The following is a 12,587-nucleotide window of genomic DNA, read 5'->3' on the forward strand; positions in this document are numbered from 1 at the left end:
TGGGCGCACAGCGCGAGTCACCTGACGACCTGACCCCCTACCGGGCGGCTCTGGAGCGCCTGTCCGCCGATCCGAACCAGCATCTGATGGTGGCGGTGCGCGAGGGCCGAGTGATCGGCACACTCCAGCTGACGATCGTTCCCGGCCTCTCCCACAAGGGCGCCACCCGCTCGATCATCGAAGGCGTACGCATACACAGCGACGAGCGCGGCAGCGGCCTGGGAACCCGATTCATCCAGTGGGCGGTCGACGAGTCCCGACGTCTGGGTTGTCGGCTGGTGCAGCTGACCTCCGACTCGTCCCGCACAGACGCACATCGCTTCTACGAGCGGCTCGGTTTCACCGCGTCGCATGTCGGCTTCAAGCTCCACCTCTGACGCAAACGAGCGGTCTGTTCCACGTGAAACAGACCGCTCTCCCGTCCTCGACGGATTCCTGGCGCTCTACTGGCGCGGCTTGAGACCCCGCCATCCGTCCGGGTCCACTCCACCGGGCACCGAAGCCGTCCTGTCGTAGGGCTGACGCGTGAACACGAACGACCCGAGATCCAGGTGGTCCACGGATCCGTCCGGGCGTCGTACGGCCTTCAGGAGCTCTCCGGCGTAGTAGCCCTCCAGCCCCGTCCAGGTGCCGTCCCCATTCGCCCGGAAGCGTGAGCGTCGGCCGATGCCGGACAGCGGCTCCAGCGAGGCCGCCCCGTCGGCTGTCAGGCGCAGCGCAAAGGCCTGGGTCCCCCAGTACCACTGCCCCGTCAACTCCAGCTCCGCCGGAGAGACTTCGGGCAACGGCCGCCAGGGCGCTGGAATACGCGGCTCCGCCTCCGCGACGATGCGGACGAGATCGGCGCCCACGGCACCCAGCAGCGGCCCGGAGGTGCAGTTGGCCAACACCACCGCGGCGACGTCGTCCTCCACGCTGATGGTCAGGTTCGCGAGAAAGCCGGGCAGCGAACCGGAGTGACCGACGAGGAGTCGCCCACCACGCTGCTGGATCTGCATGCCGAGGCCGTAGCTGACGCCGTCCGTCACGTCCGGGGTCTCGGCGGGGGCAGCCGGCGTCCGCATCTCCCGCACGGTGTCGGCACTCAGCACGCGGTCGTCCCCCCGGGCCATGAAGACGGCGAAGCGGGCCAGGTCACCGGTCGTGGACCAGAGCTGTCCGGCCGGCGCCATGATCCCCAGATCCTGCACGGGCTCGGGGAGCAGCGCGTCGGCCCACGGATGCACCGCCCATCCCCCCGCATGGGGCTCCTGAGGCTGGGCACTCGTCCGCTCCAGCCCCAGGGGTTGCAGGACTTCACGCCGAAGGACGTCCTCCCACGGGGCGCCGTGCAGCTTCTCCACCAGCGCTCCCAGCAGGGTGTATCCGGGATTCGAGTAGTGGAACCGGCGGCCGACAGGGTGCAGAAGAGGCTGTTCACCGAGCACATCGGCGAGTTCCGGCCGCAGCGATCCCGGGGTGCGCTCCCACCAGGGAGCGGGCGACTCGGCCGCGAGCCCGCCGGTGTGGGCGAGCAGATCGGCGATGGTGACCTCGCCCGCGCCGGTCCCCGGCAGATGCTTCTCCAGCGGATCGCCCAGATCCAACAGGCCCGCGTCACGCAGTCGCAGGACGAGCACAGCAGTGAAGGTCTTGGTGATCGAGCCGATCCGGTACTGCACATGCTCGTCCGGCCCGTGCCCGTCCACGGAGGTCCGGGCGCCGTGCCAGACGGCCTGCCCGTCCCGTACGACGGTCGCGACCAGCGACGGCGCCCGCCCCTCCGCCTGGGCCACGGCAATGCGGTGGAGCAGCGCACGGCACGTGCCGGGCAGCAGTTGTTCCTGAGAAGACGTCATGGCCCCAGTCCACCCGGCACGGCAACCCACGTCGAATCCATTTCGCCGGAGCCGCCCTGGATCAGGTCTGTGCCATGTCCACGAATCGCGAGTAGTGGCCCTGGAAGGCCACGGTGATCGTCGCCGTCGGGCCGTTACGGTGCTTGCCCACGATGATGTCCGCCTCGCCCGCGCGCGGTGACTCCTTCTCGTAGGCGTCCTCGCGGTGCAGCAGGATCACCATGTCGGCGTCCTGCTCGATGGAGCCGGACTCACGCAGGTCGGACACCATCGGCTTCTTGTCCGTGCGCTGCTCGGGACCACGGTTGAGCTGGGAGAGCGCGATCACCGGCACCTCCAGCTCCTTGGCGAGGAGCTTGAGGTTTCGGGACATGTCCGAGACCTCCTGCTGACGGCTCTCGGAGCGCTTGGACCCACCGGCCTGCATCAGCTGGAGATAGTCGATGATCACCAGCTTGATGTCGTTGCGCTGCTTGAGCCGACGGCACTTCGCGCGGATCTCCATCATCGACAGGTTCGGGGAGTCGTCGATGAAGAGCGGCGCGGACGACACCTCGGGCATCCGTCGCGCCAGCCGGGTCCAGTCCTCGTCCGTCATGGTGCCGGACCGCATGTGGTGCAGCGCGACACGGGCCTCCGCGGACAGCAGACGCATCGCGATCTCGTTGCGGCCCATTTCGAGGGAGAAGATGACGCTCGGCAGGTTGTGCTTGATCGACGCGGCTCGGGCGAAGTCCAGGGCGAGGGTCGACTTACCCATGGCGGGCCGGGCGGCGATGACGATCATCTGGCCGGGGTGCAGGCCGTTGGTGAGCGAGTCGAGGTCGGTGAAGCCGGTGGGCACACCGGTCATCTCCCCGCTGCGCGAGCCGATCGCCTCGATCTCGTCGAGCGCGCCCTCCATGATGTCGCCCAGCGGCAGATAGTCCTCGCTGGTGCGCTGCTCGGTGACCGCGTAGATCTCGGCCTGGGCCCGGTTGACGATCTCGTCCACATCGTCGTCGGCCGCGTAGCCCATCTGGGTGATGCGGGTGCCGGCCTCGACGAGACGGCGGAGCACCGCCCGCTCGTGAACGATCTCCGCGTAGTACTCGGCGTTGGCCGCCGTCGGCACGGTCTGGACGAGCGTGTGCAGATACGAGGCGCCGCCGACCTTGTTGATCTCACCACGCTTGGTGAGCTCCGCGGCGATGGTGATCGGGTCGGCCGGCTCGCCCTTGGCGTAGACGTCGAGGATCGCCTGAAAGATCGTTTCATGGGCGGGCTTGTAGAAGTCGTGGCCCTTGAGGACCTCGACGACGTCGGCGATGGCGTCCTTGGACAGCAGCATGCCGCCGAGGACGGACTGCTCGGCGTCGAGGTCCTGCGGGGGGACGCGCTCGAAGGCGGCGCCCCCGCCCTCCCACACGCCGTCGTCCCGGCCCCGGTCGTGCTGCTCGCCACGGCTGCGACCGCCGTCGGCACGGCGGCGGGACGTGGGCAGACGATCACTGGGACCACTGTCGGCCCACGGATCGTCCAAGGGCTCGGAAATGCTCACCGAGCCACCTCCTCCCGTCCGCGGAGCGGACCTCGCCGCGCTACTCATTTCTACGGCACGGCACTGACAGATGAGAGGCCCTGACTCCGGTTCCGGCACGTCTGTTTTGTGATGGTTCTCTGGCCGACGAGCGGAGCGGGCGCCGGACCACGGTAGGCCTGCGGGCACCGTCAGCCAATCTGGTTATCCACAGGCCATGTGGACGACGGGCCCGATGCTGTGGAGAACTTCGCAAAACCTGTGTACGACCCGGTGGACAGGCCTGTGAACAAGCTCCCATCCTCACCAGAACAAGCGTCTTGACCAGGCACTTTCCCATCCACGGGCTGTGCAGAAGAAAAACTTTCCCAGTCGGGCCAAGATCCCCTCGAACGCTGCGCGAAAGTCCACACCGCCTGAAGCGCTGTAAGGGTCGCTAATGCTTTGTATCTCTTACCTGTGGACGGTTAGATTAGTGCTCATGACACAGGCTCCCGCGCCCGCCAGGGCCGCCCGGCGACAACACGACCGCGAGATCGTCGCGCTGGCCGTTCCGGCCTTCGGCGCACTCGTCGCCGAGCCCCTCTTCGTCCTGGCCGACAGCGCCATCGTGGGCCATCTCGGCACCTCGCAACTGGCCGGACTCGGCATCGCCTCTGCTCTTCTCACCACAGCCGTCAGCGTCTTCGTCTTCCTCGCCTACGCCACCACGGCAGCCGTGGCACGCCGCGTCGGCGCAGGCGATCTCCAGGCAGCCATCCGTCAGGGCATGGACGGCATCTGGCTGGCGCTGTTGCTCGGGGCCGTCGTCATCGTCACCGTGCTTCCCTCTGCTCCAGCCCTCGTGAACCTCTTCGGCGCATCGAACACGGCGGCTCCGTACGCGACCACCTATCTGCGCATCTCCTCGCTCGGCATCCCGGCCATGCTGGTCGTGCTAGCCGCCACCGGAGTGCTGCGCGGCCTGCAGAACACCAGAACACCGCTCTACGTCGCCATCGGTGGCTTCATCGCCAACGCGGTGCTGAACACGGGCCTCGTCTATGGCGTCGGACTCGGCATCGCCGGTTCCGCCTGGGGCACCGTCATCGCGCAGTACGGCATGGCCGCCGTCTATCTCGTGGTGGTCGTCCGTGGAGCCCGCAAGCACGGAGCCTCGCTGCGCCCCGATGCCAAGGGAATAAGGGCCTGTGCACAGGCCGGCGTACCTCTGCTGGTCCGTACTCTCTCGCTGCGGGCGATCCTGATGATCGCCACGGCCGTAGCGGCCCGGCTCGGCGACGCCGACATCGCGGCACACCAGATCATCCTGTCCCTGTGGAGCCTGCTGGCCTTCGCTCTCGACGCCATCGCGATCGCGGGGCAGGCCATCATCGGACGGTACCTCGGCGCCGACGACGCCCTGGGCGCCCGCGAAGCCTGTCGTCGCATGGTGGAGTGGGGTATCGCCGCAGGCTTCGCACTCGGCCTGCTCGTGGTACTCGCCCGCCCTCTGTTCCTGCCCCTGTTCACCAGCGACGCACTGGTGAAGGACACCGCCCTGCCGGCACTGCTCATGGTGGCGCTCTCGCAGCCCGTCTGCGGCATCGTCTTCGTTCTGGACGGTGTCCTGATGGGAGCGGGCGACGGCCCTTATCTGGCCCGGGCGATGGTGGTGACCCTGGCGGTCTTCGCTCCGGCAGCGCTGCTGGTCCCGCTTCTCGGTGGCGGTCTCACCGCATTGTGGGGAGCCATGACGCTGATGATGACGGTGCGCATGCTGACGCTGTGGCTGCGTACCCGCTCCGGACGCTGGATCGTCACGGGCGCTACGCGCTGACTGTTTCACGTGAAACCGACGTTTCACGTGAAACATGCCCACTGCCGCACCGGCCGCAAGACCGATACGGCGCCCGCAGACTCCCATGCTCCTGCCGACCTCACTCGCTCCAGCCATGCGGAAGGGGCCGCACCCTGACGGGTACGGCCCCTTCCCGGCTGTTCAAGCCAAGCGCGGAGATCAGGCCGCGACGACCTCGATGTTGACCTTGGCGGCAACCTCGGGGTGCAGACGCACGGACGTCTCGTGGGCGCCCAGCGTCTTGATCGGCGAGCCCAGCTCGATGCGGCGCTTGTCGACCTCGGGGCCACCGGAAGCCTTGATCGCCGAGGCGATGTCGGCCGGGGTGACGGAACCGAAGAGACGACCGGCGTCGCCGGAGCGAACGGCCAGGCGGACCTTGACGCCCTCGAGCTGAGCCTTCACGGAGTTGGCCTGCTCGATGGTCTGGATCTCGTGGATCTTGCGAGCACGACGGATCTGCTCGACGTCCTTCTCGCCACCCTTGGTCCAGCGGATAGCGAACTTCCGCGGGATCAGGTAGTTGCGAGCGTAACCGTCCTTGACGTCCACGACGTCGCCCGCGGCACCGAGGCCGGAGACCTCGTGGGTGAGGATGATCTTCATGAGTCGGTCACCCTTCCCTTATCGCGCGGTGGAGGTGTAGGGCAGCAGCGCCATCTCACGGCTGTTCTTGACGGCCGTGGCGACGTCACGCTGGTGCTGCGTGCAGTTGCCGGTCACGCGGCGGGCACGGATCTTGCCGCGGTCGGAAATGAACTTCCGCAGCATGTTCGTGTCCTTGTAGTCCACGTACGTGACCTTGTCCTTGCAGAAAGCGCAGACCTTCTTCTTAGGCTTGCGCACAGGCGGCTTCGCCATGGTGTTTCTCCTGTGTGATCAAGAAGTTGGGATACGACCCGCCTTCGACCCGGTCGGGCCCGAAGGGGCCCGGCCCATGGGCCTAGAAGGGGGGTTCGTCCGAGTAGCCGCCGCCGCTGCCGCCGGAGCTTCCGCCCCAGCCGCCGCCACCACCCTGGTTGCCACCGGCGGGAGCGCCGGAAGCCCACGGGTCGGGGGCGCCGCCACCCTGCTGGCCACCGCCGGAGCCTCCGCCCCAGCCGCCGCCACCCTGGTTGCCACCGCCGCCGTAACCACCCTGGCCGCCGCCCTGGCCGCCCTGGCCACCGCGACCGGTGGTCTTGGCGACCTTGGCCGTGGCGTTGCGCAGGCTGGGGCCGACTTCCTCGACGTCCAGCTCGTAGACCGTGCGATTGACGCCGTCACGGTCCTCGTAGGACCGCTGCTTCAGCCGGCCCTGCACGATGACGCGCATGCCCTTCTGAAGCGACTCGGCGACATTCTCCGCCGCCTGACGCCAGACCGAGCAGGTCAGAAAGAGGCTTTCGCCGTCCTTCCACTCGTTCGTCTGACGGTCGAAGGTGCGGGGAGTGGACGCGACGCGGAACTTCGCGACCGCCGCACCGGACGGGGTGAAGCGCAGCTCGGGGTCATCGACAAGATTGCCGACGACCGTGATGACGGTCTCGCCTGCCATGGGGGAACCTCTCGGCGGGTTTGCTGCTGGCTGCTGGTGCTGCTACTCGAATCCCGAGATCAGCTGAGCGGGAGAGCTCAGTGGGTCTCGGGGCGGAGGACCTTGGTCCGGAGGACCGACTCGTTCAGGTTCATCTGGCGGTCGAGCTCCTTGACGACCGCAGGCTCGGCCTGCAGGTCGATGACCGAGTAGATGCCCTCGGGCTTCTTCTTGATCTCGTACGAGAGACGACGACGGCCCCAGGTGTCGACCTTCTCGACCTTTCCGTTGCCCTCGCGGACGACGGAGAGGAAGTTCTCGATCAGGGGGGCGACAGCGCGCTCCTCCAGATCGGGGTCGAGGATGACCATCACCTCGTAGTGACGCATGTGTAACCCACCTCCTTTGGACTCAGCGGCCACGGTCGTTCCGTGGCAGGAGGGTTGTGATGCGTACGCAACGGTATCGGCCGCCACTGACAATCGGGGGACCGTCCGACGACGGCCCCGCGCTGGCCTGGGCGATCCCTGGCTGAGCCTGGGCAGACACCGGTGCAGACGCTACAGACTACCCGCACACCTGCTTCCGGTTGAAATCCGAGGGCGGGGACCGTCAATCTGTACACATCGGGTGTGTACGGCGCTACGATGCGCCGCCTTCCGCAGGAGGTGCCCTATGGCACAGGCATTGCGACCCAACACCGTCGGCGGTCTCTTCGCCACGGACGGAAAGCCCCACGTTCTCCAGGACACCCTGCTCGCGGTGACCCTGGTGCTGGGCATCACGGCTCTCGTCTCATCCGCTTTCCACAGCCTGCACCTGCTCAGCTCCTGGGCCGGCCTGGTGGGGATCATCACCGGCGCCTACGGCCAGTGGATCTCCGAGACGACCCGCGAGCGCTTCGGGCTGATCCTGGGCCTCGGTGCCTCGGCCCTCGGCTTCTATCTCGGCATGGCGCACGGCGGACTCTTCGGCGGGCTTTTCTGAGTCCGCCGAACCACACGAAGTCACCACACAAGACACCGTGGGGACTGCCACGGATGCCCCGGCCGGTCGCCGTGCCGGGGCATCCCCCCATACGCCCATTCGAGCCGCGCGCACGGCGCAGTAGGCTTCGCGCGAGAGCCGGAGCCCCTGTACCCATGGGGACAGCCCAGCCCGAGGAGCCCCCCGAATGAGCCTGACCCTGAGGACCATCAGTCGCGAACAGCATCTGGCGTACATCCAGAGCCTGCCGGCGGCTAGTCACATGCAGGTTCCGGCCTGGGCCGATGTGAAGGCGGAGTGGCGCTCCGAGAGCCTCGGCTGGTTCGACGAGCGCACCGGCGAAATGGTCGGCGCAGGTCTGGTTCTCTACCGCCAGCTGCCCAAGATCAAGCGCTATCTGGCCTACCTGCCTGAGGGCCCGGTCATCAACTGGTACGCGCCGAACCTGGTCGAGTGGCTCGAGCCGATGCTCGCGCACCTCAAGCAGCAGGGCGCCTTCTCCGTGAAGATGGGCCCCCCGGTGATCATCCGGCGCTGGGAGGCCACCTCCATCAAGGCCGGCATCCAGAACCCGGACGTGAAGCGGCTGCGGGACATCGAGGCCGACTTCATCGAGCCGCGCGCGTTCGAGGTCGCCGACAAGCTGCGCCGCATGGGCTGGCAGCAGGGCGAGGACGGCGGCGCCGGCTTCGGCGACGTCCAGCCCCGCTACGTCTACCAGGTGCCGCTGGCCAACCGCTCCCTGGAAGAGGTCCACAAGAACTTCAACCAGCTGTGGCGCCGCAACATCAAGAAGGCCGAGAAGGCCGGTGTCGAGGTCGTCCAGGGCGGTTACCACGACCTGGAGGAGTGGCAGCGCCTGTACGAGATCACGGCCGTGCGCGACCACTTCAGGCCCCGCCCGCTGTCGTACTTCCAGCGCATGTGGACGGCCCTCAACACCGAGGACCCCAACCGCATGCGGCTGTACTTCGCCCGGCACAACGGCGTGAACCTGTCGGCGGCGACGATGCTGATCGTCGGCGGCCACGTCTGGTACTCCTACGGCGCCTCCGACAACATCGGCCGCGAGTTCCGCCCCTCGAACGCGATGCAGTGGCGGATGCTGCGCGACGCCTACGCGCTCGGCGCCACGGTCTACGACCTGCGTGGAATCTCCGACTCCCTGGACGAGACCGACCACCTCTTCGGCCTGATCCAGTTCAAGGTGGGCACAGGCGGACAGGCCGCCGAATATCTCGGCGAATGGGACTTCCCGCTGAACAAACTGCTCCACAAAGCTCTCGACATCTACATGTCGCGACGCTGAGCTCACGTTCAGTGCTTCCATACCTCTGACACACCGCTGCCACCAGAAAGGTTCCAGGTCCGGCCATGGCGCTCACCCTCTACGTCGACACCGCGCGCTGGCGGGCGCACCACAAGCACGTGCAGGAGCAGTTCCCGGGACTCGTCCCGGTCTGCAAGGGCAACGGCTACGGCTTCGGCCACGAGCGGCTGGCGGAAGAGGCCACGCGGCTGGGCACGGACGTCCTGGCCGTCGGCACGACGTACGAGGCCGCACGCATCAAGGACTGGTTCGGCGGCGATCTGCTGGTGCTGACGCCGTACCGGCGCGGGGAGGAGCCCGTGCCGCTGCCGGACCGGGTGATCCGCTCGGTGTCGTCCATCGACGGTGTGTACGGCCTGGTCGGCGCCCGGGTGGTCATCGAGGTGATGTCCTCGATGAAGCGGCACGGCATCAGTGAGCAGGACCTGCCCCAGCTGCACTCCGCCATCGAGAACGTCCGTCTCGAGGGCTTCGCGATCCATCTGCCGCTGGACCGGACCGACGGCTCGGACGCCGTCGAGGAGGTCATCGGCTGGATGGACCGGCTGCGCGCGGCCCGGCTGCCGCTGCACACCATGTTCGTCAGCCACCTCAAGGCACAGGAACTCGCCAGGCTGCAACAGCAGTTCCCGCAGACCCGCTTCCGTGCCCGCATCGGCACGCGGCTGTGGCTGGGGGACCACGATGCCACCGAGTACCGGGGCGCCGTCCTGGACGTCACGCGCGTGGCCAAGGGCGACCGGTTCGGCTACCGGCAGCAGAAGGCGGCCTCCGAGGGCTATCTGGTGGTCGTGGCGGGCGGTACGTCGCACGGGGTGGGGCTGGAGGCTCCCAAGGCCCTGCACGGCGTCATGCCGCGCGCCAAGGGCGTCGCCCGCGCCGGCCTGGCCACGGTGAACCGGAACCTCTCGCCGTTCGTCTGGGACGGCAAGCAGCGCTGGTTCGCCGAGCCGCCGCACATGCAGGTCTCCATCCTGTTCGTACCCGCGGACTCCGCGGAGCCGAAGGTCGGCGAGGAGCTGGTGGCCCATCTGCGGCACACCACCACGCAGTTCGACCGCATCGTCGACCGCTGAGCGGTACGGGTCCGGCCCCGAGCCGCGCGCAGACGCCGAAGGCCGTACACGGACTCTCCGTGTACGGCCTTTCGTGTGACCTGTCGGCGCTCTGTTCGCTCAGAGCGAACCGTCGGTCGGCTCCTGCTTGCCCCACTCCACCTGAGGACCGTCGAACGGGACGGCGTGCCTGGGCGGATGGGTCGCCGAGCCGAGCACGAAGACGTCCTCCGCGCCGTCGAGCACCCCGCCCGAGGGGTCGTCGTCGCCCGCCCTGCGCACCACGTCCCGCTCCGGCATGAGGATGTCCCGCACGACGACGGCGCACAGGTACAGCGTCCCCAGCAGATGCACGCCGATGGCCCAGTGATAGCCGTCGGTCGGCAGACCCTTGTGGGCGTCCCCGCTGGTCGTGTACGCGAGGTACAGCCAGATCCCCAGGAAGTACGCCACCTCGCAGGCCTGCCAGATCAGGAAGTCCCGCCACTTCGGCCGGGCCAGCACGGCCAGCGGCACCAGCCACAGCACGTACTGCGGGGAGTACACCTTGTTGGTGAGGATGAACGCCGCGACGATCAGAAAGGCCAGCTGCGCGAAGCGCGGCCGGCGCGGAGCGGTGAAGGTCAGGGCCGCGATGCCCACGCAGCAGAGCAGCACCAGGAGCGTGGCCACGGTGTTGACCGTGTCGGTGCTGAGCGGCTGGGTCGAGTTCTGCGCCATGATCAGCCAGAAGGATCCGAAGTCGACGCCCCGCTCCTGGCTGAACGTATAGAACTTCGACCAGCCCTCGAATGCGAAGAGCATCACCGGCAGGTTCACCACGACCCAGGAGACCGCCGCGCCTCCCAAAGCCTTGCCGAAGTCCCGCCACTTGCCCGCACGCCAGCACAGCAGGAACAGCGGGCCGAGCAGGAAGACGGGATAGAGCTTGGCGGCCGTGGCGAGCCCCAGGAGAACGCCGAAGGCGAGGGAACGGCCCCGCGACCACATCAGCATCGCGGCGGCGGTCAGAGCGACCGCCAGGAGGTCCCAGTTGATGGTGGCGGTCAGCGCGAAGGCCGGCGCCAGGGCGACCAGCAGGCCGTCCCAGGGGCGACGGGCGTGGGTGCGGGAGACACAGACGACGATGACGGCCGCACAGGCCATCAGCATCCCCGCGTTGACCATCCAGTACCACTGCTCCTGGTGCTGGATGGTGCCGCTTCCGGGCGTCAGCCAGGCAGCCACCTCCATGAACACACCCGTCAGCACCGGGTATTCGAGGTACTGCATGTCGCCGGGCAGCTTGTCGAAGTACGGCACGAGCCCGTCGGCGAATCCGCGCCCCTGATAGAGGTGCGGGATGTCCGAGTAGCAGGCGTGCGTGTACTGGGAGCTGGCACCGAAGAACCAGCCGCTGTTGTAGCACGGCATCTTCTGGACAAGACCGAGGGCGAACATCCCGATCGCCACAAGCGCGACGACCCGTACCGGGGTCCACCAGGACGTCCCCAGCAGGGCACGCCGCCCGATGGGACCGCCGATCAGCTCGCTGGCGGCCGCCGCGACCTCGTCGTCCCTGGTCGGCCGCACCGGATCGGGCTCGTGCACGCTCGTCGATGTCGATTCTGCACTGGGCATGGGGCACATCCTGCCGTACGCACCTAGGAATACGCCGAGGGCCGCCACACCTGAATCGGTGCGACGGCCCTCGTTTCACGTGAAACATTCGGGCGTTTCACGTGAAACACCCATGCCGGGGGGGGCGGGAGCGGTTATCCGGACGACCCGAAGATGGTTCCGCTGCCGTTTCCGTTGCCGTTGCCTCTGGTGGTGTCGGCCGTGTCCGTGGCCGTCGGCGACGATGTCACGCCGCCGACCGTGGTACCGCCGTCCGTGGTGCCGGCGTCGGTAGTGCCGCCGTTGTTACCACCGTTGCTGTTGTTGCAGAACCGAGTGAACCGGCAGGTCTCGCTCGCCGAGGGAGACGGGATGGTCAGCGTCTGCGAAGGCGTCGGGCTCGGGCTCGCCTCCTCGCTCTCGGTGGCCGAGGGCGTCGGGGACGGCGAGGGCTCCGCGTTGACGACCTCACCGATGGGCTCGGGAGTCGGGAACTTCTCCGCCTCCTCGCCCTTCAGTGCCTCCGCCATGTAGTCGTGCCAGATCTGGGCCGGGAACGACGCACCGTGGATCTTCTTCTGGCCGCCCGTTCCGTACATCTCGAGGAACGTGCGGTTCTTCTTGGTCTCGTCGTCGTCGTACCGGAACATCGTGATCGACGTGGACAGCTGCGGGGTGTAACCCACGAACCAGGCCGACTTGTTGCCGTCGGTGGTACCGGTCTTGCCCGCCACATCACGGCCGGGCAGCTGGGCGTTGGTACCCGTGCCCTTCTCGACCACGGTCTTCAGGACATCGGTGACGTTGTCGGCGACCGCCGGGGTGAAGGCCTCTTCGGACTTGACCTTGTGCGTGTAGACCGGGCCGTCCTTGCTGGTCACCGACTGGACGGAGTACGGGCTC

General features: G+C 67.7%; 13 protein-coding genes. 5 read left to right on the top strand and 8 right to left on the bottom strand.

From position 1 onward, the window contains the following. The coding region (locus ABT085_RS35225; protein ID WP_351617449.1) for a GNAT family N-acetyltransferase at window positions 1–377 on the top strand (377 nt) is incomplete at its 5' end. Between the two features lie 66 nt (window positions 378–443). Here the strand turns inward: ABT085_RS35225 and ABT085_RS35230 are convergent. Both ABT085_RS35230 and dnaB read right to left on the bottom strand, forming a co-directional pair. After that, window positions 444–1,838, bottom strand: a complete 1,395-nt coding sequence (locus ABT085_RS35230; RefSeq protein WP_351617452.1) for a serine hydrolase domain-containing protein — start codon at window positions 1,836–1,838, stop codon at window positions 444–446. Window positions 1,839–1,899: 61 nt separating this feature from the next. Next, window positions 1,900–3,378: a replicative DNA helicase gene (dnaB, locus tag ABT085_RS35235; protein ID WP_351617460.1), complete on the bottom strand. Its 1,479-nt coding sequence runs from the start codon at window positions 3,376–3,378 to the stop codon at window positions 1,900–1,902. A 460-nt stretch (window positions 3,379–3,838) separates the two neighbouring features. Here dnaB and ABT085_RS35240 point away from each other — a divergent pair, with 460 nt between their 5' ends. After that, the gene (locus ABT085_RS35240) at window positions 3,839–5,176 is read left to right on the top strand and encodes an MATE family efflux transporter (protein WP_351617463.1); all 1,338 of its coding nucleotides are present in this window, start codon (window positions 3,839–3,841) and stop codon (window positions 5,174–5,176) included. 180 nt (window positions 5,177–5,356) lie between these two features. On the opposite strand, the gene rplI is transcribed toward ABT085_RS35240, so the two are convergent. The 4 genes from rplI to rpsF all read right to left on the bottom strand — a co-directional run bounded on the left by rplI (window position 5,357) and on the right by rpsF (window position 7,102). Next, window positions 5,357–5,803: a 50S ribosomal protein L9 gene (rplI, locus tag ABT085_RS35245; protein ID WP_062927880.1), complete on the bottom strand. Its 447-nt coding sequence runs from the start codon at window positions 5,801–5,803 to the stop codon at window positions 5,357–5,359. An 18-nt stretch (window positions 5,804–5,821) separates the two neighbouring features. Then, window positions 5,822–6,058, bottom strand: coding sequence for a 30S ribosomal protein S18 (rpsR, locus tag ABT085_RS35250; RefSeq protein ID WP_003949403.1), 237 nt, complete (start codon window positions 6,056–6,058; stop codon window positions 5,822–5,824). Window positions 6,059–6,140: 82 nt separating this feature from the next. Next, window positions 6,141–6,734: a single-stranded DNA-binding protein gene (locus tag ABT085_RS35255; protein ID WP_351617467.1), complete on the bottom strand. Its 594-nt coding sequence runs from the start codon at window positions 6,732–6,734 to the stop codon at window positions 6,141–6,143. A gap of 77 nt (window positions 6,735–6,811) precedes the next feature. Then, window positions 6,812–7,102, bottom strand: coding sequence for a 30S ribosomal protein S6 (gene rpsF / locus ABT085_RS35260; protein ID WP_005482942.1), 291 nt, complete (start codon window positions 7,100–7,102; stop codon window positions 6,812–6,814). 286 nt (window positions 7,103–7,388) lie between these two features. Between rpsF and ABT085_RS35265 the strand changes: the two genes are divergently transcribed. The 3 genes from ABT085_RS35265 to ABT085_RS35275 all read left to right on the top strand — a co-directional run bounded on the left by ABT085_RS35265 (window position 7,389) and on the right by ABT085_RS35275 (window position 10,106). After that, window positions 7,389–7,700 (top strand): hypothetical protein, encoded by a 312-nt coding sequence (locus ABT085_RS35265; protein ID WP_351617470.1) that lies wholly within the window; start codon window positions 7,389–7,391, stop codon window positions 7,698–7,700. Window positions 7,701–7,887: 187 nt separating this feature from the next. Continuing rightward, window positions 7,888–9,009: a peptidoglycan bridge formation glycyltransferase FemX gene (femX, locus tag ABT085_RS35270; RefSeq protein WP_351617473.1), complete on the top strand. Its 1,122-nt coding sequence runs from the start codon at window positions 7,888–7,890 to the stop codon at window positions 9,007–9,009. 65 nt (window positions 9,010–9,074) lie between these two features. Next, on the top strand, window positions 9,075–10,106 hold the full coding sequence (locus ABT085_RS35275; RefSeq protein WP_351617476.1) for an alanine racemase: 1,032 nt from the start codon (window positions 9,075–9,077) through the stop codon (window positions 10,104–10,106). A gap of 99 nt (window positions 10,107–10,205) precedes the next feature. Here ABT085_RS35275 and ABT085_RS35280 read toward each other — a convergent pair whose 3' ends face one another. Continuing rightward, window positions 10,206–11,705 carry a glycosyltransferase family 87 protein gene (locus tag ABT085_RS35280; protein WP_351617479.1) on the bottom strand — a complete coding sequence of 500 codons (1,500 nt, stop codon included), beginning with the start codon at window positions 11,703–11,705 and terminating at the stop codon, window positions 10,206–10,208. A gap of 134 nt (window positions 11,706–11,839) precedes the next feature. Next, on the bottom strand, window positions 11,840–12,587 hold a 748-nt coding region (locus tag ABT085_RS35285), incomplete at its 5' end, for a penicillin-binding transpeptidase domain-containing protein (protein WP_351617481.1).

The organism is Streptomyces sp. NPDC002265, assembly GCF_040296125.1.
GTDB lineage: Bacteria > Actinomycetota > Actinomycetes > Streptomycetales > Streptomycetaceae > Streptomyces.

Bases quoted from the DNA above. Each gene is read 5' to 3' on its own strand.
- ABT085_RS35230 (WP_351617452.1), bottom strand. From the start codon at position 1,838: ATGACGTCTTCTCAGGAACAACTGCTGCCCGGCACGTGCCGTGCGCTG.
- ABT085_RS35240 (WP_351617463.1), top strand. From the start codon at position 3,839: ATGACACAGGCTCCCGCGCCCGCCAGGGCCGCCCGGCGACAACACGAC.
- rplI (WP_062927880.1), bottom strand. From the start codon at position 5,803: ATGAAGATCATCCTCACCCACGAGGTCTCCGGCCTCGGTGCCGCGGGC.
- rpsR (WP_003949403.1), bottom strand. From the start codon at position 6,058: ATGGCGAAGCCGCCTGTGCGCAAGCCTAAGAAGAAGGTCTGCGCTTTC.
- ABT085_RS35255 (WP_351617467.1), bottom strand. From the start codon at position 6,734: ATGGCAGGCGAGACCGTCATCACGGTCGTCGGCAATCTTGTCGATGAC.
- rpsF (WP_005482942.1), bottom strand. From the start codon at position 7,102: ATGCGTCACTACGAGGTGATGGTCATCCTCGACCCCGATCTGGAGGAG.
- ABT085_RS35265 (WP_351617470.1), top strand. From the start codon at position 7,389: ATGGCACAGGCATTGCGACCCAACACCGTCGGCGGTCTCTTCGCCACG.
- femX (WP_351617473.1), top strand. From the start codon at position 7,888: ATGAGCCTGACCCTGAGGACCATCAGTCGCGAACAGCATCTGGCGTAC.
- ABT085_RS35275 (WP_351617476.1), top strand. From the start codon at position 9,075: ATGGCGCTCACCCTCTACGTCGACACCGCGCGCTGGCGGGCGCACCAC.
- ABT085_RS35280 (WP_351617479.1), bottom strand. From the start codon at position 11,705: ATGCCCAGTGCAGAATCGACATCGACGAGCGTGCACGAGCCCGATCCG.